Source organism: Mycobacterium attenuatum, from assembly GCF_900566085.1.
Taxonomy (GTDB): domain Bacteria; phylum Actinomycetota; class Actinomycetes; order Mycobacteriales; family Mycobacteriaceae; genus Mycobacterium; species Mycobacterium attenuatum.
Map to the genome: position 1 here is coordinate 20,878 of NZ_UPHT01000056.1, position 19,631 is coordinate 40,508.

Sequence of the window (19,631 nt, forward strand, 5' to 3'; positions counted from 1 at the left end):
TCAGCAGATTCGCGGCAGCGGGTCGCCGACCAGCATGTCGACGATCCGGGTGCCGCCGAATCCGGTTCGCAGTATCACGGTTTCGGCCGGCTCGGCGATGATTTCGCCGACTTCGGCCGCAGCGGCGCCCAGCGGATGCGAGCGCACCGCGGCCAGCGCGGCTTCGGCTTCCTCGGGTGCGACGACGGCGACGAACTTGCCTTCGTTGGCGACGTAGAGGGGATCGATGCCCAGCAGCTCACACGCGCCGTTGACCGTCGGCGCCACCGGAAGCCGTTGCTCCTCGAGTAGCACCCCGAGCCCACACGCTTGGGCGAGTTCATTGCAGACGGTGCCCACTCCGCCCCGCGTGGCATCCCGCAGCCAGCGCGTCGACGGCGCGGCGGCGATCAGCAGCTCCACCAAGGGGCTGAGCGACGCGGTGTCCGAACTAATGTCGGCCTCGATGGCCAGATCGCCGCGGGCCAGCATGACCGCCATGCCGTGATCGCCCATGGACCCCGACAGCAGTACCTTGTCGCCGGCGCGCACCGCGCCGGGGGAGAGCCGGCGTCCGGCGGGAATCACGCCGGTGCCGGTGGTGGTGATAAACAGGCCGTCGGCGGCGCCCTTGGGCACCACCTTGGTGTCACCGGTGACAATCTGCACCCCAGCCTGCTCGGCCGCGGCCGCCATGTCGGCGACGATCTCCTTCAATTCGGCGATAGGAAAGCCCTCTTCGAGCACGAAGGCCGCCGAGAGCCAGGACGGCACGGCGCCGGCCATCGCCAGATCGTTGCACGTTCCATGCACGGCCAGCGAACCGACCGAGCCGCCGGGAAAACGTCTGGGCGCCACCACAAACGAATCGGTGGACATGGCGACCCGCTCGCCGCTGGGCAAGGCGAGCACGGCGCTATCGCCCAGCGACTCCAGCGCCGGGTTGCGCAATGCCTCCACGAACACCGCATCGACCAGTGCCGCCGACGCCTTTCCGCCCGCGCCGTGGGCCAGGGTGACGTGGTCATCCAGCAGCCGGGGCCGGCGCCTGCGGAACGACTCGATGCGTTCGATGACCTCGCCTTCGGCGAAACGTGGCCCCGACGAAAGGTAGTCGCCTGCTGACTTACTCATGCGGCCCCCAGATCACGTTCGCCCCGTTCGTGCACGGCCAACCACAGCTGATAGCCCAGCAGCGCTTGGGATTCCTGAATCCGGTGCACGCTTTGTGAGCGAACGATGAAGCAGGCGTCCACATGTGGGTTGTCGGCAAAGGCACCGCCGTCGTATCCGGCGAATCCGATGGTGTACAAACCCCGCTGGCGCGCCTCGGCGAGCGCGGCCAGCAGGTTGGGCGAATTGCCGCTGGTGGACATGGCGATCGCGATGTCACCGGCCTTCGCGCGGGCGATCAGCTGGCGGGCGAACACCAACTCGAATCCGACGTCGTTGCCTAGGGCGGTCAGGATCGCCTGATCGGCCGTCAACGACCAGGCCGGCAGGGGAGTGCCGATCGGCGGCCGGGCGAACAGGGTGGCCAAGGTGGTGGAATCGGTGCAGCTGCCGCCGTTTCCGAAGCTGAACAGTCGCCCGCCGCCGGCGAATCGGCGCGCCATTTCGGTGGCGGCCGCCGTCACCAGGTCGGCGTTGGCGTCCAGGGTGGCACGCCGCAAGGCCAGGCTTTCGGCGGCCTTCGCCTGCGCCGACGCCGCCAGGTCGGCCAGCAGCGATTCGGGGTTTTCCTCCTGGGCGTCGATGAACGGATACAGGAAGTTGGTCGGTTCGTCGCTCATCAGGTGTCCTCCTCGAGCCGGCTGATCGCCGTGCCCGCATGCACGAGCACCAGGTCGCCGGCGGCGACCGGACCCACCAGCGTCGTCACCACGTCCTCGACGCCGCGCCCGGTGCGCACGGCGGCCAGGCCGTCAGCCGACACGGCCACCACTTCGCCCAGCCGTCCCTCGTCGCTACAGGTGACGCAAACCTCTTCCGCGCATTCAGGTTTGAGTAACCCTGGATGTTCGAAGCACACATGGGTCAGCTCCCACAACACGTGATAGAACAGCACGAAGCCACCGGTCGCGGGCGCCCGCGGGTCGGGATCATCCAGCCACAACACATGATCGGCCGCACCGGCTTTCGGGCGCTCACCGCTGCCGATCCACAGCGTGGTGGCACCCCAGGCCGGGCAACGGCGCATGATCGAGCGTACGTCCGGTTGGTCGGCGCCGGCGACCGCGACGACGATGTCGCCGGGGCGCACCGACACCCGCACCAGGTCCACCAGATCCGCCCCGGTGAGCGCGACCGCCGGCAGGGCGCGTTTGCCCATGATCACCGGGTGCACGAATTCGACCGCAATGTGCAGGGCATGCGGTTCCCACGACGGCGCGACCGACCACATGGTGGCTCCCGCGGCGAATCGCCTGGCCAACGTGAAAGCGGTGGCTGCCAGGTCGGCGGCCAATTCGGAACTGACTCCGCGGTCGATGGCGGTGGGAATGCTCACTGCTCAGCCGCCTCCGCCCCTGTCAGCATCGAAATCACGGCCTGACCCAGCGCCAACCCGCCGTCGTTGGGCGGCACCGTGCGGTGGGTCAGCACCTCGAACCCGAGGCGCAGCAACCGTTCCCGGCACGCTCGCAGCAACAGGACGTTCTGGAACACGCCACCGGTCAGGCCGACCAGCCGCACGCTGCCGGCCACTTGAGCAACCACCCGGGCGACGGCGTCGGCGACCGCCCGGTGGAAACACGCCGCCAGCAGCGCCGGGGGAGTGCCGGCGCGCAGGGCCGACACCAGGGTTTGCACCATGGTGGCCGGATCGATGACCCCGTCGGCCCGCACCGTCAGCGGCAGCGACGGGCCGGCGCGCCCGCCCGCCGACTCGGCCAGTACTTCGAGTTCGATGGCTGCCTGGCCTTCGTAGTCGATCCGGTGGCGCACTCCGAGTATCGACGCGACTGCGTCGAACAACCGGCCCATGCTCGAACAGGGCACACAGCCAGCACCGCTGTCCAATTGCGAACGGATGAGCCGCAATTCGTCGGGTGTCGCGGCGGCGACCGGGGCCAGATCCGGGGTCCAGTCGATGTGGGCCAGCCACAGCTGCGACAGCGCCATCCGCCAGGGATTGCGCACCGCGGCGTCACCCCCGGGCAGCGGCACCGGCAAGAGGTGCCCGGCCCGAACGAAGCGGTGGCTGTCGCGGCCGAGGACCAGAATCTCTCCGCCCCAGATGGTGGCATCGCAGCCGTAGCCGGTGCCGTCGAAGGACACCCCGACGACGGGTTCGCCGAGGCGCCCGTGTTCGGCCAGCAGCGACGCCACGTGCGCGTGGTGGTGCTGCACCAGATCGAGCGGCCGATCGCCGGCGTGGCGCTCCGCCCAGCCGCGGGTGTGATAGCCAGGATGCAGGTCGGCGGCCAATCGCGCTGGGCGGCCACGTATTTCGCTGAGCTGGCGCACCGCTCCCTCGAACGCGCGCAACGTCTCCCAGGTGCCCATGTCACCGATGTGGGCGGACAGGTACGCGCGCCGGCCATCGGTGAGGCAGAAGGTGTTCTTCAGTTCCCCGCCCACCGCCAGGACGGCGGGACCGTCGTACCCGAGCTCGACCGGTAACGGCGCATAGCCACGGGACCGGCGGATCGGCAGCTCACGGGCCGACCCGTCGGATCTGACCACCCGCACCACCGAGTCGTCACAGGGCACGTGGATGGGCCGGTCATGGTCGAGCACCGCATCGCACAGCACCGAAAGGCGCTCTGCCGCATCGACATCGCTGAAGCAGATGGGCTCGTCGGAACGGTTGGCGCTGGTCAGCACCAGCGCGCCGGGCACCGGCCCGGTGCCGCCGGGAACCGGGGCCAGCAGCAGGTGATGGACGGGGGAGTAGGGCAGCATCAACCCGAGCAGCGGACTGCCGGGCGCAACGGAGTCGGCTACCGCGGCGGTGTCACGCCGGCGCAGCAGCACGATGGGCCGGGCCGGACCAGACAACACCGCCGCCTCGTCGTCGTCGACGTAGGCGTACCGGCGCGCGACGTCCAGGTCACGCACCAGCATGGCAAATGGCTTGGCGCCGCGCGCCTTCCGTGACCGCAGCGAGCGCACCGCCGTGTCGTCGTCAGCCATACAGGCCAGGTGGTAACCGCCGATCCCCTTGATGGCGACCACCGCACCGGCCGCCAGCGCCCGTTGCGTGGCCGCCAGCGCGGCGTCCGAACCGCTGACGCGCCGGTCATCGCCGCGGAACCACAGCGACGGCCCGCACTCCGGGCAGGCGATCGGCTGGGCGTGGAACCGGCGATCGGATGGATCGTGGTATTCGGCCGCGCAGCGCTCGCACATGGCGAACGCCGCCATGGTGGTGCCCGGGCGGTCATAGGGCAGCGTGCGGATGACGGTGTATCGCGGGCCGCAGTTGGTGCAGGTGATGAACGGGTGCCGGTAGCGGCGGTCCCGGGGCTCGAACAATTCGGCGATGCAATCGTCGCACACCGCGACATCCGGGGGAATCGGCGTCGTGGCACCGCCGACCACCTTGCTGGCCACGATCCGGAATCCGGATGAGCTTGTCTCGGTTGGGATCTCGGTCACCGAGACCGAACTGATCCGCGCCAGCGGCGGCGCCTTGGCGCGCAACCGGCGAGCGAACTCGTCGAGCTGCGCGCGCCCGCCCTGCACCTCGAGGAACACTGCGCCCGACTCGTTGCCGACGAACCCGGTCAGGCCCAGCTCGGTGGCGAGCACGTGGACGAACGGACGAAAACCAACCCCTTGGACGACACCCGTCACCGTGAGGCGCCGCCGAATGTCGGCGGAGCGCAGCAGCACGGGTGTGTCGGTCATGTCAATCGCCATCGGCAAACGGATCGCTACCGCCCCGCCCCATCAGCTCCAGACCGGCCATCGCCTCTTCGGCCCCGGCCCGGTCGGTCTTCTCGACGGCGAATCCCAGATGAATGATCACCCAGTCGCCCGGGGCGAAGGTTTCGTCGGCAAGCATCCCGACGTTGACTTTGCGCTGTTCGCCGATGACGTCGACCAGTGCGAGCTGACCTGCGTAGCCGTCCAGCATCCTGATCACTTGACCAGGGATACCCAGACACATGGTCAGCACTCCTCTCGGATCACTTGGGGGGCCGAGGGTGTCCGCAACGCCGCGACAATCTCCTCGACCGCGCGGGCGGCGCGGGGGACCGCCTTGGCGACGGGTTCGCTGAGCCCCATGCCTTCTTCGACGCTACCCGCTTCGCACCCGACGACGACGGTGTAGGGCGGCGTGCCGCCCAGTGCCCGCAGGTTGGCGAATACGGCGGCCGGATCCATGTGGTGCGCGTCCAGCGCCGCCGGGTCCGACCGCCAGTCGTGATCGGCCTGGAAGACATGCAAAGCACCGGGATTGCCGCGGTTGGGCACCGCGTCGACCAGAATCAGGGTGTCCCAGCCTTCGAGCAGGTCATAGGCCAGGTGCATGCCGCGGATGCCGTAGTCGATGACACGCACCTCCGCACCTTCTGCCGGGATGTCAGCCCGGCGGACCACCTCGGAGCCGAAACCGTCGTCCCCCAGGAAGATGTTTCCGATTCCGGCGACCAGGATGCGACCTGTCATGAGCTGTCCGGTAGCTGTCCGGCCCGGCTACATCCGCCGTAGCTTCAGGTAGCGGCGGGCATCCGGTAGTGATGCCACACCCAGCGCCACCGCGACGGCCACCACCAGTGCGATGAGGGCAATGAACACCCAACCTAAGACGTCCATGGCGAACTCCTTTCACATGTTGTGAGTTTGTAGCGGTTCCACCTCGTCGGGCGAGAAGTACCGGTAGCGGCCGTACCACTCGTGCAGTTCAGCGGCCGGATCGTCGTCGACGACCACCGCAACGTGGGTGTTGCCGTCGACGTCCTGGTGCACCGACGCGACGCGCGCGGTCTTGCCGGCGACGAAAATGTCCTGTGCGTCGGCGTTGCGCCGCGGCCGTAGCCGGACGCGGCTGCCCCGGGCAATCCGGACTCCGTTCACCAGCACCGCGTCGATCTCGGGACGAATGGCGCCGTCGGCCAACGGATCCCACCAGTCGAGCCCCTCGGGCACCTCCGGGACCAGCCCGGCAACCCCGTGCGGATCACGCAGCACCCCGTGCAACCGGGCCATGTCCTGCGCCGACATGGCATCACAGTGGTCGATGATCCGGGCGGCCCGCGGATCGGTGGCCCGCGCCTGCGCTTTCTCCTCGTCGGTCATGGTCATCACGCGCAGCGTCAGGATCTCGTCGATCTCGGTGCAGTCATACAGCGCGGTGCTGCTCTGTTCGGCCACCTCGGGATGGTCGTAGAGGATGATCGGCGATACCAGCAACAGGTCGTGGTTGCCCGGCGGCCCGGCCAGCACGGGAAAGCAGCGGTGCTGGGTGCACCGCGACACCGCCCCGGATGCGGCCGGCGGCGGTTCCACTAACGAAACGAACTGGCCGCCAACCACTTCGGCGATCAGGTGGGTCCCGATCAGCGACCGCGCAATCGCGTCGTTCTGGTCGGCGGCGCCGGGGCCCACGTTGGCGATGCGCACCGACACGCGGTGCAGGTCACCGTCGGGTTCGCTGGATACGGTGAGCTCGCCGCGCACCTCCCGGCGTCGGCGAACCAGCCGGCCGCCGTCCACCGATTCGACGTCGGTCGCCTCCTGTGCCAGCACCGGCAGTGTCCACGGCTGGTCCTCGAATACCAACGGGCCGAAGGACCTTTCACATTCGACGGCTTCATCCCAGGACAGCCACGATCCCGACGGCGTGTTCAGTTCGGCCACCGGTTCGAAGCCGCCGCCGGCACGTGCCCGCTCGGCGCGGCGGTGCTGCAACTGCAGGAACCGGATCACCAGGGTGATCGCTCGGGCGCCGTCGACCAGGAACTGCGCCGCCATGGTGTCCTCTTCGCCCAGCCCGGAGCCGGCCGCGCCGGGTGGTCCCAGCACGCCGAACTGCCAACGGGATTGGTTCTTGCTGGACGTCCCGCGGTACGGGTAGAGCAGATAGCCTTCGTAGAGCACCGCGTCGGCGACGGCGCGGGCGCGGTCCCAGCTGGAGGTCACGGGCTTGCCTCCCGTTGCGATGCGTCGGCCAGCAGCGCGGTGACAGCGTGGTCGAGGTCGAGCAGGCCGCGCGCCGACTTGTAGTGGACCAGCGCGCTGATGGTGTCGTGACTGAGCCGCAGCCATCCGGTGTTCGGGTAGTGCTGGGCCATCAGCTCGTGCCATACCGCGACCGGCATGTCGTATCGGTCCTCGCAGTCCCAGGATACGTGCTGCACCGAGAAACCGCGCTCGGATTTGACGAAAACCGTTCCGCTGAAAAGGAATTGGAGATGGATCGCGCCGTCGCGCAGCGCGTGCAGGTACTTGGCCGCGGTCACCTCGAAGTCGTAGGTGCAGTCCAAGGGCAGCGCCGCGGTGGTGTGGCCGGTGAAACCCGGGACCATGGCGGTGCAATGCTGCCACAGGAAGGTCCGTTGGGTGCGTGCCCAGCGTTCGCGGGGTCCGAACAGGTCGAGCAGCCCGGCCGCTTCGTCGTCGGAATAGCGCCGGCGTAGCGGTTCGATGCGGACCTGGCAGCGCAGCGCGATGGCGTGCACCGGGTCGTCACCGCTGGCGGCGATGTCGATGCGGGCGGTGAGCAACGGGCTGACGGTGTACGGCTCGGGCGCCACGTCGAGTACGGCGAACATCAGGTCCATCGGCTGGGTCACCGCGGCGTCTCCCGTGCTTGGGCGGCGACCTGGGCGAAGAAGCCGTCGATGAATTCCCGCGCCTGGTGGCCGCCGTCGAAGCCGCGCCACAGCAACCGCAACCGGCCCACGAACTCGTAGCAGGCGTCGATCGGCACCAGATAGCTTTGCGGAGGCCCAGATTCGGGGACCCGGACCAGCAGCGCCTCGACGTCGTCGGCCACCAGGCTAAGCCGGGGGTCGGCCCCGCCGAGGGCGTTCCAGGCGTCGAGATCTAGTTCCGATTCGGTAGCGCCGGCCGGACCCGGGTAGAAGGCGACGGTGCGGCCGATGGCGGAGTTGGTGAAGAAGAATGCCACCCCGACCGGAATCTGCAGCGCCTCCCACGCTGGCCGGTCGAGAGCGAAATCGGGGAACGCCAGATACCGGTCCGGCACGGCGCGGTAGCGCAGCTCGGCCTCGGAGTCGGTGAACAGTAGGTAGCAGGCGCGGCAGACGCACATCAGTTGCCGCCCGGCCACATTCACCACATGTTGATGCTCGTCGGGTATCGACTCCGAGCACATCTCACATCGCTCGCCGGCCGGTTCGGGAGCCCGCTGGTTGGTCCTGATCCGGGCCAGGACGTCATAGGGACTGGTCATGCCGAAGCTCCCATGGCGTCGGTCACCGCGCAGGGTAGCGCCACCGCGAGCGCGCCGTCGCGGACCAGCAGGGGCAACGGGTCGAGGTGCGCGCCGTTCGCGCCGGCACCCGCGCGCACCATGTCGAATCCGGTGTCGCAGCGCGGGCAGTGGAGCAGCCCGCCGGCCAGCGCCGCACCGGCCAGCGTGTCGTCACACACCGGGCAGTGATCGCGATAGGCGAAGATGTCGTCGCCGACCCGACACGCCAGCAACGTTGTTCCGACGACGAGGAAACCGCCCACCTCGCCGGACTCCAACTCGTCCAGCTCCGCCACCCGATGCCAGGTGGCAGCACTGTGGCCGGTGGAATGCACTCGCGCCAAAAGGGTTTCGGCCGCGATGACGGTGCCGGGCTTGGTGTTCGTGACCACTTCGATCGAGCAGATCTCCGGTGCGGCCGTCCGGATGGCGTCCTGCACCGCCAGCTCGAGCGTCACCGCCGACGACGGGCAGGACTTGCAGCTTCCGGTAAACGCCAGCCGCACAACGGTATCGGTGACTTCGAGCAGATCGACGTCGCCGCCGTGCGACCCCAGGTAGGGCCGCACCCGCTCCAGCGCATTCGACACCCGCCGGTGCACATCATGGGGGTGCAGGCCGTGTACCAGGAGCAGGCTGGCCACCAGGTCGTCGGTGGCCAGCCGCTCGGCTAACGCGGCATCGCTAAGCAACCCCATGATCCGTTCCAGCCCGGCCCCGTAGAGTCCGACCACCTCGCGGACCAGCTGTTGGGCCCGTTCGTGCGCGGCCGTCCCGGTGGCCGCGCACGAATCCAGCAACGTCTGGATTCGATCGCCCGCGGTGCGCCATTGTGTGTCGTTCTCGGGGGTATCCGGGCGATCGGCCATGCGTCACTCCTTTGGATGGTGATGACCCGGCCCCCGCACGCGGGAGGTGCCCCCAGCGCCCGGCTTCGCCGCGCCTGCGATCATCACGCCTCGATGGGTGACTGCGTCGGCGTGTGCAGTCTCTCGAGTGTCTTGCCCTTACCCAGGTACATGTGTACGCCGCAGGGCAGGCACGGATCGAAGCTGCGTACCGTACGCATCACGTCGATTCCCTTGAAGTTCTCTCGGCTGTTCTCCTCGAAGATCGGCTGACCCTGTACCGCGTCTTCGTAGGGGCCCGGCGTGCCGTAGCTGTCGCGCGGGTTGGCGTTCCACGGGGTAGGTGGGTACGGGTGGTAGTTGGCGATCTTGCCGTCGCGGATCACCATGTGGTGGCTGAGAACGCCGCGCACCGCCTCGGTGAACCCGCAGCCGATGGCCTCGTCGGGCACCTCGAACTTCTCCCACGTCTTGGTACGTCCGGCGCGGATTTCGGCCAACGCCTTTTCGGCGAAGTGCAGCGCGCACGCCGCCGCGTAGGCCTGGAAGTAGGTGCGGGCCCGGTCGCGTTCGATGGTGTTGCTGCCGTGCCTGGGCACCTTCCATTCGAATTCGACCGGACCTTTCAGGGCGGTCTTGGGCAAGTTGATCTTGACGCTGTTGCCGGTCGCCTTGACGTAGCCGATGTCGACCAGGCCGGCCAGCGCCGTGGCCCACAGCCGGGCCAATGGGCCGCCGCCGGTGTCCAGCGCCAGGTGGTCCGTGCCGTCGAACCAGCGCGGTGACATCACCCAGCTGTACTTGCCGCCGTCCATGTCCCGCTTCTGCGGATGGGGGTTGGTGTGCTGGTTCCACGGGTGGCGCCGATCCACCGCGTTACCCAGCGGATCGGTCTTGACGAACATCTCCTGATCGGTCCAGTCATCGTAATATGAACTGCCCAAAAGGATTCGGATGCCCAGGTTGATGTCCACCAGCGAGTGGGTGACCAGCTCGCCGTCGACCACCACGCCCGGGGTGACGAACATCGCATTGCCCCAGCGCTCCATGTCCTTGTAGGCGAAGTTGCACACCTCGGGATCCTGGAAGGAACCCCAGCAGCCCAGCAGCGTGCGCCGCAGCCCAACCTTCTCGTAGCCGGGCAGGGCGTCGTAGAAGAAGTCGAACAGGTCGTCGTGCATGGGCACGACCTTCTTCATGAACTCGACGTAGCGCATCAGCCGGGTCATGTAGTCGGTCATCAACTGCACGGTGGCGGTGGTGCCGATGCCGCCGGGGTACAGCGTCGAGGGATGCACGTGGCGACCCTCCATGAGGCAGAACATTTCTCGGGTCCAACGGCTGACCTGTAGCGCCTCCCGGTAGAACTCGCCGCTGAACGGGTTGAGCGAGCGCATGATGTCGGCGATGGTCCGATAGCCGTGCGCGTCGGCATGCGGCGCATCGGTCTGCTCCGCCTTGGCCAGCACGCCGGGATTGGTCTCGGCGACCATCTTCTCGCAGAAGTCCACGCCGACCAGGTTCTCCTGGAAGATGTTGTGGTCGAACATGTATTCCGCGGCTTCGCCGAGGTTGATCAGCCATTCGCCGAGGTGTGGCGGCTTGACGCCGTAGGCCATGTTCTGGGTGTAGCAGGAACACGTGGCGTGGTTGTCGCCGCAGATGCCGCAGATGCGGCTGGTGATGAAGTGGGCGTCGCGAGGGTCCTTGCCCTTCATGAAGATCGAGTAACCGCGGAAGATCGACGAGGTGCTGTGGCACTCGACGACTTCTTTGTTCTCGAAGTCGATCTTGGTGTAGATGCCTAGGCTGCCCACGATCCGGGTGATCGGATCCCAGGCCATTTCGACGAGCTGGCCGGGTTCGCGCTTGGCGGTGGTCGGCTCGGGGATGATAGTTGTCATCGAAGTGTCTCCGTCTGAGCTGAGATTGGAGCGCTTGACCTACCAGGTGCGCTGCGCGCCGGTGGTCAGTTTGTCGCCCTTGTGGCGCCAGCGCGGCTCTTTGTCCAGGGTGCGGTTGGTGATGCCCCGCAGGTTGCGAATCACGCTGCCGTACAGGCCCGATGCGGCGGTCGAGACCTTGCCGCCAGGCGGCTCGTCCATGAACGGCATGAACTTGTCCGGGAAGCCCGGCATGGTGCAGCCGATGCAGATGCCACCGACGTTCGGGCAACCGCCGACGCCATTGATCCAGCCGCGCTTGGGCACGTTGCATTTCACAACGGGACCCCAACAGCCAAGTTTCACAATGCATTTCGGCGACCCATATTCGGTGGCGAAGTCGCCCTGCTCGTAGTAACCGGCTCGGTCGCAGCCCTCGTGCACGGTTTGGCCGAACAGCCACTTGGGTCGCAGCGCGTCGTCGAGCGGAATCATCGGCGCCTGGCCGGTCGCCATGTAGAGCAGGTAGGTCAGCGTCTCGGCGAGGTTGTCGGGATGAATCGGGCAACCGGGCACGCAGACGATCGGGATGCCGGCCTTGCTCTTCCAATCCCAGCCGAGGTAGTCGGGAACACCCATCGCGCCGGTGGGGTTGCCGGCCATGGCGTGAATGCCGCCATAGGTGGCGCAGGTCCCGACGGCCACGACCGCGGTGGCCTTGGGTGCCAGCCGGTCGAGCCACTCGCTGGTGGTGATCGGCTGGCCGGTGGCCGGGTCGTTGCCGAACCCGCACCAATAGCCCTCGTCCTTGATTTTTTCGTTGGGTATCGACCCCTCGACGACGAGCACGAAGGGGTCCAACTCGCCGCGATCGGCTTTGAAGAACCAGGCGAGGAAGTCGTCCGCCCCGCCGGTGGGCCCGCATTCGAAGTCGATCAACGGCCAGTGGACGGCGACCTTCGGGAGGCCGGGAAGCGCTCCCAGGGCAATCTCCTCGACGCTGGGCTGGGTGGCGGCAGTCAACGCCACCGAATCGCCGTCACAGCTAAGCCCGGCGTTGATCCATAGAACGTGAATCAGCGCTTCTTCTGCTTTGACTGCTGCTTCTGTCGGCATAATGCAGCTTTCCGGGGTCGAGCTGAACACCCCTAACGCTGCCGGAGTCGACCCTCGGCCCACTTGCGCAGCGCTATTTTTGGGTCTACTCCCTGTCGTTGTGCATTGTCAATGGTTCGCAGGTGGCAACCGATTCGGCGGCCGATCGACGGCTGTTGCATAGCCTATCTTTGTTGTTTACCGGCAGTGCCAGAACGGAATTCGCAATCCGGCCGGCTACTTCATCGATGCGAACCGTTTGCAATTGACGTAATGCCAGCACCCCATGCCGCCCTATTCGGGGTCTGCGCCGCGGGCGAAACGGCGTAACCAGCCGAACCAGTCGGCCATCCCCGCGCCGGTGCGTGCGCTGACCGGCATGATCGCCGCGGTCGTATTCACTTGGCGGACATGGGCAATGTATGCGTCCACATCGGCGTCCAGGTGGGGGACCAGGTCAATCTTGTTGAGCAGCACCACATCCACCGAACGAAACATGACCGGATACTTCAGCGGTTTGTCCTCGCCTTCGGTGACGGAGTACACCATGGCCTTAGCGTGCTCGCCGACGTTGAATTCGGCAGGGCAGACCAGGTTGCCGACGTTTTCGATGATCACCAGGTCCAGACCGGGCAGGTCCAGACCCGGCAGGGCGCGGTTGACCATGGGCGCGTCCAGGTGGCATTCACCGCCGAAACCGTTGCTGGTGTTGAGCAGCGACACCTGGGCGCCGCGGCCGCTGAGCTTGGCGGCGTCCAGGTCGGTGGCTATGTCACCCTCGATCACCCCGATCGCGAACTCGCCGGCGAGCTCGTCGAGCGTGGCTTGCAGCACGGTGGTCTTTCCCGACCCGGGCGAGCTCATGAGGTTGAGCGCGCGGATGCCATTGGTGTCGAAGGCCGCCCGGTTGATAGCGGCCCGGGCGTCATTTTCGGCGAAGATGTCTTCGAGCACATCGATGCGCGCAGCGCCGGTCTGGTACCCGGTGTGGTCCCAGTGCTCGTGCTCATGCTGGTGAACGTGCACGGTCCCGTCGTCATGGCGGTGAAACCTACCCATTTTGAACACCTTTCACGAGACATCCAGCGACGTCACCAGGAATTCATTGCCGCGGAGCACCTCGACGTCGGGACTGTCGCAGTGCGGGCACCAGATCAACCAGGCTGAGGTTAGTTCCGATTGCCGGCCGCAGGCACGGCAGCGCACCTCGGCGGTGACGCATTCCAGTTCGAGTTCGGCGTCGGCCATGTTCTCCGACTCGCGCACCAGCGTCCAGCAGAATGACAGGGATTCCGGGACCACCTGGCGAAGTGCGCCGACGCGCACGCGAACGACGTCGACGTGGCGTCCGTCGGCATGCGTCCGGACCACACCGGCGATCGCTTCGCACAGGGCGAACTCATGCATGACCGTGCCCCGCGTGCCTGCGGGTCGACGAGCCCATGAGCCTGTTCTACACCGTCGGCAACCAACGGGGCTATCTCGCCGCGACCGGCGACGGAATGTGGCTGAGTGCGAACCCGAGCCGTCAGGCCGCGCTGTCGGCCGCCGGGAGCCACTTTTCTTCGATGCGGCCCACGCGCCAGACAAGCAGGGCGACGGCCCAGGTGACCACGAACATGCCGACGACGGCGAAGCCGACCATGTTCAGGTCCAGCCCGGCGACCCACTGCCAGAACGAGCCCTGCCAGCCGAATTCACCGGCGAACAGGCCGAGCAGTTCCACGCTGCCGATCAGCAGCGCGACCGCGACCGACAGCGCGGTGACGGTGATGTTGTAGTAGATCTTTCGCACCGGGCTGGCGAACGCCCAGCCGTAGGCGAAGTTCATGAACGAACCGTCGATGGTGTCCAGCAGGCACATGCCCGCGGTGAACAGCACCGGCAAGCACAAGATGGCGTACCAGGGCAGGCCGGCCGCCGCGCTGGTGCCCGCCAGGACCAGCAGCGCGATTTCGGTGGCGGTGTCGAAGCCCAGGCCGAACAGCAATCCCACCGGATACATGTGCCAGGACTTGGTGATCGAGCCGGTGAACCGGCCCAGGAATCGGTTGATCAGCCCGCGATTGTCCAGCTGTTGCTCCAGTTCGGCTTCGTTGAACTCGCCATGCCGCAACCGGAGGAACACCCGCAGGATGCCGACCAGCACGACGACATTGAGCACGGCGATCAGATACAGGAACAGCCCCGAGACGCCGGTGCCGATCAGACCCGTGTAGTGGTGCAACGCCGAAGAGTCGTCGCGGACCGGCCCCACGATGGTCTTGACTCCGCTCGCCAGCAGGATTGCCAGCGCGAAGACGACCGTGGAGTGGCCCAGCGAGAAAAAGAACCCGGTGGCCAGCGGCCGCTGTCCGTCGTTCATCAGCTTGCGGGTGGTGTTGTCGATGGCGGCGATGTGGTCGGCGTCAAAGGCGTGCCGCATGCCGAGCGTATATGCGGTCACGCCGATGCCGATGCCAAATGCCTTGCCGCCTACGGCGAGTCGCGCGGGCTCCACCAGGCCAATGAGGATGATCCAGCCGACCAGGTGCAGCGCGACGATGACGGCCAACATCGATGCCAGACGCCACCACTCCGCTGGTGCCAGGACGCCGAGCATCCGGCAGAAACCTGTCGACTGGGAGGGATCTGACGGGCGCCGGTTGAGTTCTCTACGGGCCATGTTGGTCCTTGCGGCGGCGGGCGGAACACAACAGGCACGACTGTAAGTTGCCTCAGCAGCTATTGCAAGTCATTCGCAGCAACGCTGCGTCGTTCACCGGTGAGCTTGAGCGGCACCGGGCGCGCTACGCGCTGGCCGCGCCGTTGTCTGGCACGGCGCTGCGGTGGTTTCGCCGGGCGTTGATGAAGGCCGCCCAGGACTGCACCTCCGGGTGCCGCTTGAGCAGGGCGCGACGTTGCCGTTCGGTGAGTCCGCCCCAGATCCCGTACTCGACGCGGTTGTCGAGCGCATCGGCGGCGCACTCGAGAATCACCGGGCAGTTCCGGCAGATCGCCGCCGCTTCTCGTTGGGCGGCGCCGCGCACGAACAATTCCTCCGGATCGATGTTGCGGCACAGCGCTTTGGCCACCCACGCGGCGCGAGCCTGGGCTTCCTCCACGTTGAGGCTCTGAACACACGTAATGGCGCCGCTTCGGGCGGTGTTGCGGATTGTTGGCACGAGATCCCCCCAAGGCTTGCGGCCGGCGTTAACAGATGAACTTTTCGAACGGCCTGTTTGCCCGCGGCCAAGTGCGTGCACGCGCCAGATTCGCCGACGGCTAACTCCCTGTCGTGTTCAGCCCCGCAGTTGGGGATGAAGCGGTGTTCAACAGGCGTCTGCCGTGACCGTACGAAAGGGCATGTCGCCGGGCCTAGGGCCGATTGTCACAACCCGGGGTGCTTCAAATCCCTTGTGGTTGGGACCATCGTCCTCTCCGGTCCCGGCGGCAAGATCCGCCCGGGCCGGCCGGGACACTGGCAATCCCGACCTTCCGGCGCGACACTGAACGGGTGACGTCAAAGTCGTCGGGTCTGGATCCGGCCGTCACCGAACGCATCGGCGAACTCTTGCGCGCCCGCGGCCTGCGACGGATGCCCTCGCGTATTCAGGTGCTGGCCGTGCTTGAACCGGTCAACGGCCATTTGTCGGTGGCCGAAATTCATCAGCGGCTGGGCGCCTGCCTGTCCGCCGAGGCTCAGCCGCCCGACCTGGCCACCGTCTACCGCACCGTCACCACCCTGGTCGACCAGGGAGTGTTACATGCGTTGACCCTCGATGGCGGGATCACCACCTACGGGCTGGCCACCGCGCCGCACCACCACGCGGTGTGCACCCAGTGCGGGGCGATCATCGAAGTGCCCGCGCGGCAGCTGAGCTCGGCGCTGGAGCACGCCATGGCGGGCAGCTCGTTCGCCCTGTCGGAACGCGCCGGTTTGACCCTGCGCGGCTTGTGCCCGGACTGCCAGGACAGCGTGCAGGACCTCGGTGACCCCACCGATCCGCGCCCGCCACGGCGACGCGATCCGGCGCAACGCCGGCGCTGAGGTCAGCGCAGGTTCAGTAGCGCGTTCTCGACGACCTCCGGCAGCGCCGGGTGAATCCAGTACTGGCCGCGGGCCATCTGGGCTGCGGTAAGTCCGAAGCTCATCGCCTGGATCAGCGGCTGAATGATCGACGACGCCTGGTGGCCCATGATGTGCGCGCCCAGCAGACGCCCGCTGCCGCGCTCGGCGATCAGCTTGACAAACCCGGTGGTGTCCTCCATCGCCCAGCCATAACCGACGTCGCCATAGTCCTGTATGGCGACGCAAATGTCGAAACCTCTTGCCACGGCTTCATTTTCGGTTAGCCCCACAGCAGCCAGCTGGGGATCGGTGAACACCGCCGCCGGCACGTAACGGTGGTCGGTGACGGCCATCGACGCGGTGTCGTCCCAGTCGCGTAGCAGGTTGTGCTGCACCACGCGCGCTTCGTGGTTGGCGACGTGCTTGAGCTGATACGGCGACGAGACGTCGCCGAGCGCGAAAACGTCACGCGCAGAAGTTCTTTGATGTTCGTCGACCACAACTCTGCCGTCTTGTATATCGACACCGGCGCGGTCGGCGTCCAACAGGTCGGCGTTGGACCTGCGACCGGTCGCCACCAGCAGCAGGTCCGCGTCGATGGTGGACCCGTCGTCGAGCGTGAGTGACACGCCCGTCGCGGTGTTTTCCCCGGCCACGACATTGCGGTGGGTGCGCAGTTCCCACTTGGTCGATGCGATGCGGGTAAAACGTTCGCACAGCGTGTCGTCGCAATGCCGCAGCAGGCAGCCGCCTCGGATCACCAACGTGACGCGAACGCCGAACGCGGAGAAGACGTGCGCGAATTCGGCTGCCACGAAACCGCTTCCGACGATCACCAGATGCTTCGGCAGCTCGGCGATCCGCATGACGGTATCGCTGGTGTGGTACTTGACGCCGCAGGCCAGGATCGCCGGCGGAATCACCGGACGCGAGCCGGCTGCGATCACCACCTGGTCAGCCGTGAACTCGTCACCACCGTCGGTGCGCAACAGATAGCGCCCGTCGGCCTGGACACCGCCGAAGCGGGTATGGGCGGGATAGACGTCGATGTTGCGGGCCGAGCGCCGATATTGCTCGCCGCCCATCGCGATCGGATCGATGCGCCCGAAGACCCGCGAGACGATGTCGTCCCAGCGCACCCCGTCCACGTGCGCATCGACGCCGTACCGGCCGGCGTCGCGGATGGTGCCGGCCACATCGGCGGCGTAGACGAACATCTTGGTCGGTAGGCACCCGACGTTCAGGCAGGTGCCGCCGAAGGTGCCCTGCTCGCAGATCGCCACCCGTTTGTGCGCATAGCGGTCGTCGAGAATGCTGTTGCCCGAACCGGTTCCGATGATTGCAAGGTCATAGGTTTCCATTGGGCCGCTCACCTTTTCCCCGACGAGGCCGAGGCGCCGGTGTCATCTCGTGTGCTGAGGTAGTGGTCCAGCCAGTTGTCCAGGTGGCGATAGGCGATCCGGCGCGGCTCCGGCAGCGACAGGAACACATCGTGTTTGGCGTCGGGCACCGGAATGATGGTGCTGCGGTTGCCGATGCAACCGGCCCAGCGGGCGATATGGGTGACGTCGAGCACCGCGTCGCCGCGTTGCATGGCTGCGGCGCCGGCGGTTTCGCGCACCGTGTGATCGGAACGAAGGATCAGGTTGGGCACGCCGACGTCGAGCCCGCGATGTAGCCGGGCCTGGCCGCGGCGCGTGGCATGCACCCAGCCGAAGGTGATCGGGAAGCCGCCCACGGGCTTCCACTGCAGGTTGTAGTCGAATTCGCCCTCATAATCGCGGTGCAGAGTGGTGCCGTATCCGCTCTCACGCGGTAGCCGGACCACTCTCTTGGGCCGCATTCGCGAGATCGCGGCGACCGCAGCCGCGGTGAGGCCGGAACGCAGAATCGCCGGCCCGTGCAGGTCCAGGAAAGGGCTGTTGAGCACCAGCCCGCCGACGGGGGGCGTTGCCGCGCTGCGCCGGCGCAGTCGGTCCAGCCAGAGCGAGACGATCAGCCCGCCGGCCGAATGGGCATACACCAGAACCCGGGCGGTCCGCGTTTGCTCGCCGATGACCCGCAGGGCGTGCTCGAGTTCGGCGTCATAGTGCGCCAGATCGGTGATGAAGTGCGGGGTCTGGCCATCCTGGCGGGAGCGGCCGCACTTGCGCAGGTCCAGCGCATAGAAGCCGAACCCGCGGTGCGCGAAGTGATCGGCCAGTTCGGTGTGGAAGAAGTAGTCGGTATAGCCGTGCACCGCCAGGACCGCGTGATCGGTCCGGACGGGTTCTCCCCGACGGATCAGCGTTGCGACCACGTCGCCTTCGCCGTCGGGGTCCGGTCCCAGCGGAATCAGATACTGCCAATAGCCGGGCAGGACATCGGGCATCCAGCCAGTCACGGGGCCAGCTTAGAGGGTGGTCGGCGCTGTCGGACGCTCGGTCGAGCCGATGCACCAGGGGTTCGCCGGCACGGGTGTCGGTGACGCCGGCGTTCGCATCAGCACGCGTGGAGGACCTGAAACGTCCCCGCTTTCCGGTCCCGGTAGCTAGGATCCGGTTACCGGTCCGGTGAAAGGCGTGACATGCGAGGCATCGTGACACTCGCGGCGTTCGTCGCCGCATATGCTCGGTTCGGCGTTTTCAAGGCTGGTCCACCCGGAGCGGAGGAGGCCATGCGCATCTCCCGCGACGGTGAACGTCCGGCTGCTCCGGGACCGCATGATTTCTTTACCGGCGACGTCGTGCTCAAGCCGTTGTTCGGACCGGCGGGCTCCGCGAACGCCTTCGGCGGACAGCTCACCTTCGCCGCTGGCGCCCGCAGCGGCTGGCACACGCATCCGGCCGGCCAGACGCTGATCGTCACCGCCGGCACCGGCTGGGTGCAGCAATGGGGTCACGACAGGCAGCAGATCAATCCCGGCGATGTGATTTGGACTCCGGCCGGCGTCAAACACTGGCATGGAGCCACCCCCAGCGGCGAGATGACCCACATTGCGATTCAAGAGATGGTCGACGGGCGTTTTGTCGATTGGATGGAGCAGGTCAGCGACGAGCAGTACCTGGGTTGATCCGGGTTGATCCGGGTTGATCAGGCCGCCAACGCATCGAGTGTTCAATTGCCGGGACTTTTCGGACGAGGTGAGCAACGTGGACCAGGCGCGCCGGGCGTACCGAGTACCCCGCAATGCCCCCGAATACCCGGAATACCCCGGAATACCCCGGAGTACCTATGCGGAGCGTAATCACCACGTATCCGTGGCGCCCGAACGCCGCCGGCGAGCATGATTGACCGGCAACCCGGTCACTTCTACACTGTCGTGCGGTCCGCTTCGGTCTGCGAACCGGATCGCCCCCGGCCCGCCCAGCCCAGCCCGCCCCAACCCGCCCAGGTGAGGATCACCG

General features: G+C 67.0%; 21 protein-coding genes. 2 read left to right on the top strand and 19 right to left on the bottom strand.

Going from position 1 to position 19,631, the window contains the following annotated elements; translation table 11 throughout:
• The 17 genes from hypE to EET13_RS09645 all read right to left on the bottom strand — a co-directional run bounded on the left by hypE (position 1) and on the right by EET13_RS09645 (position 15,349).
• Positions 1–1,113: a hydrogenase expression/formation protein HypE gene (gene hypE / locus EET13_RS09570; RefSeq protein WP_122442065.1), complete on the bottom strand. Its 1,113-nt coding sequence runs from the start codon at positions 1,111–1,113 to the stop codon at positions 1–3.
• Entirely contained in the window at positions 1,110–1,772 is a 663-nt protein-coding gene (locus EET13_RS09575) for a D-sedoheptulose-7-phosphate isomerase (protein ID WP_168990732.1), read from the bottom strand. The genes hypE and EET13_RS09575 overlap by 4 nt, the downstream gene beginning before the upstream one ends.
• The gene (locus tag EET13_RS09580) at positions 1,772–2,488 is read right to left on the bottom strand and encodes a HypC/HybG/HupF family hydrogenase formation chaperone (protein ID WP_023372384.1); all 717 of its coding nucleotides are present in this window, start codon (positions 2,486–2,488) and stop codon (positions 1,772–1,774) included. The genes EET13_RS09575 and EET13_RS09580 overlap by 1 nt, the downstream gene beginning before the upstream one ends.
• On the bottom strand, positions 2,485–4,833 hold the full coding sequence (gene hypF, locus EET13_RS09585; protein ID WP_122442067.1) for a carbamoyltransferase HypF: 2,349 nt from the start codon (positions 4,831–4,833) through the stop codon (positions 2,485–2,487). Before hypF ends, EET13_RS09580 begins: the two co-directional genes overlap by 4 nt.
• A 1-nt stretch (position 4,834) precedes the next feature.
• Positions 4,835–5,095 (bottom strand): HypC/HybG/HupF family hydrogenase formation chaperone, encoded by a 261-nt coding sequence (locus EET13_RS09590; protein WP_122442068.1) that lies wholly within the window; start codon positions 5,093–5,095, stop codon positions 4,835–4,837.
• Between the two features lie 2 nt (positions 5,096–5,097).
• Positions 5,098–5,598: a hydrogenase maturation protease gene (locus tag EET13_RS09595; protein WP_122442069.1), complete on the bottom strand. Its 501-nt coding sequence runs from the start codon at positions 5,596–5,598 to the stop codon at positions 5,098–5,100.
• A 27-nt stretch (positions 5,599–5,625) separates the two neighbouring features.
• Complete coding sequence (locus EET13_RS32740; RefSeq protein WP_023372388.1) at positions 5,626–5,745, bottom strand: DUF6893 family small protein; 120 nt, start codon at positions 5,743–5,745, stop codon at positions 5,626–5,628.
• Positions 5,746–5,757: 12 nt separating this feature from the next.
• Positions 5,758–7,071, bottom strand: a complete 1,314-nt coding sequence (locus EET13_RS09600; RefSeq protein ID WP_122442070.1) for a hypothetical protein — start codon at positions 7,069–7,071, stop codon at positions 5,758–5,760.
• The gene (locus EET13_RS09605) at positions 7,068–7,712 is read right to left on the bottom strand and encodes a DUF6084 family protein (protein ID WP_122442081.1); all 645 of its coding nucleotides are present in this window, start codon (positions 7,710–7,712) and stop codon (positions 7,068–7,070) included. Before EET13_RS09605 ends, EET13_RS09600 begins: the two co-directional genes overlap by 4 nt.
• Positions 7,713–7,720: 8 nt before the next feature.
• Positions 7,721–8,347 (bottom strand): DUF5947 family protein, encoded by a 627-nt coding sequence (locus tag EET13_RS09610; RefSeq protein WP_122442071.1) that lies wholly within the window; start codon positions 8,345–8,347, stop codon positions 7,721–7,723.
• Positions 8,344–9,237, bottom strand: coding sequence for a NifU family protein (locus EET13_RS09615; protein WP_122442072.1), 894 nt, complete (start codon positions 9,235–9,237; stop codon positions 8,344–8,346). Before EET13_RS09615 ends, EET13_RS09610 begins: the two co-directional genes overlap by 4 nt.
• 83 nt (positions 9,238–9,320) lie before the next feature.
• Positions 9,321–11,120, bottom strand: coding sequence for a nickel-dependent hydrogenase large subunit (locus EET13_RS09620; RefSeq protein WP_122442073.1), 1,800 nt, complete (start codon positions 11,118–11,120; stop codon positions 9,321–9,323).
• 39 nt (positions 11,121–11,159) lie between these two features.
• A complete protein-coding gene (locus EET13_RS09625) occupies positions 11,160–12,215 on the bottom strand; it encodes an NADH-quinone oxidoreductase subunit B family protein (RefSeq protein WP_122442082.1) in 1,056 nt (351 codons plus the stop codon).
• Positions 12,216–12,488: 273 nt separating this feature from the next.
• Positions 12,489–13,253, bottom strand: coding sequence for a hydrogenase nickel incorporation protein HypB (gene hypB, locus EET13_RS09630; protein ID WP_122442083.1), 765 nt, complete (start codon positions 13,251–13,253; stop codon positions 12,489–12,491).
• Positions 13,254–13,265: 12 nt separating this feature from the next.
• Positions 13,266–13,601, bottom strand: coding sequence for a hydrogenase maturation nickel metallochaperone HypA (locus EET13_RS09635; protein WP_122442074.1), 336 nt, complete (start codon positions 13,599–13,601; stop codon positions 13,266–13,268).
• Between the two features lie 121 nt (positions 13,602–13,722).
• The gene (gene nicT, locus EET13_RS09640; protein WP_122442075.1) at positions 13,723–14,859 is read right to left on the bottom strand and encodes a Nickel transporter NicT; all 1,137 of its coding nucleotides are present in this window, start codon (positions 14,857–14,859) and stop codon (positions 13,723–13,725) included.
• A gap of 124 nt (positions 14,860–14,983) precedes the next feature.
• Entirely contained in the window at positions 14,984–15,349 is a 366-nt protein-coding gene (locus EET13_RS09645) for a WhiB family transcriptional regulator (protein WP_280177671.1), read from the bottom strand.
• A 341-nt stretch (positions 15,350–15,690) separates the two neighbouring features.
• On the opposite strand from EET13_RS09645, the gene EET13_RS09650 reads away from it, so the two are divergent.
• The gene (locus tag EET13_RS09650) at positions 15,691–16,224 is read left to right on the top strand and encodes a Fur family transcriptional regulator (protein WP_122442077.1); all 534 of its coding nucleotides are present in this window, start codon (positions 15,691–15,693) and stop codon (positions 16,222–16,224) included.
• Between the two features lie 2 nt (positions 16,225–16,226).
• Here EET13_RS09650 and mtr read toward each other — a convergent pair whose 3' ends face one another.
• Positions 16,227–17,606 (bottom strand): mycothione reductase, encoded by a 1,380-nt coding sequence (gene mtr / locus EET13_RS09655; protein ID WP_122442078.1) that lies wholly within the window; start codon positions 17,604–17,606, stop codon positions 16,227–16,229.
• An 8-nt stretch (positions 17,607–17,614) separates the two neighbouring features.
• On the bottom strand, positions 17,615–18,628 hold the full coding sequence (locus EET13_RS09660; protein WP_122442079.1) for an alpha/beta hydrolase: 1,014 nt from the start codon (positions 18,626–18,628) through the stop codon (positions 17,615–17,617).
• 183 nt (positions 18,629–18,811) lie between these two features.
• Between EET13_RS09660 and EET13_RS09665 the strand changes: the two genes are divergently transcribed.
• Positions 18,812–19,297, top strand: coding sequence for a (R)-mandelonitrile lyase (locus EET13_RS09665; protein WP_211186397.1), 486 nt, complete (start codon positions 18,812–18,814; stop codon positions 19,295–19,297).
• Positions 19,298–19,631: the final 334 nt, after the last annotated feature.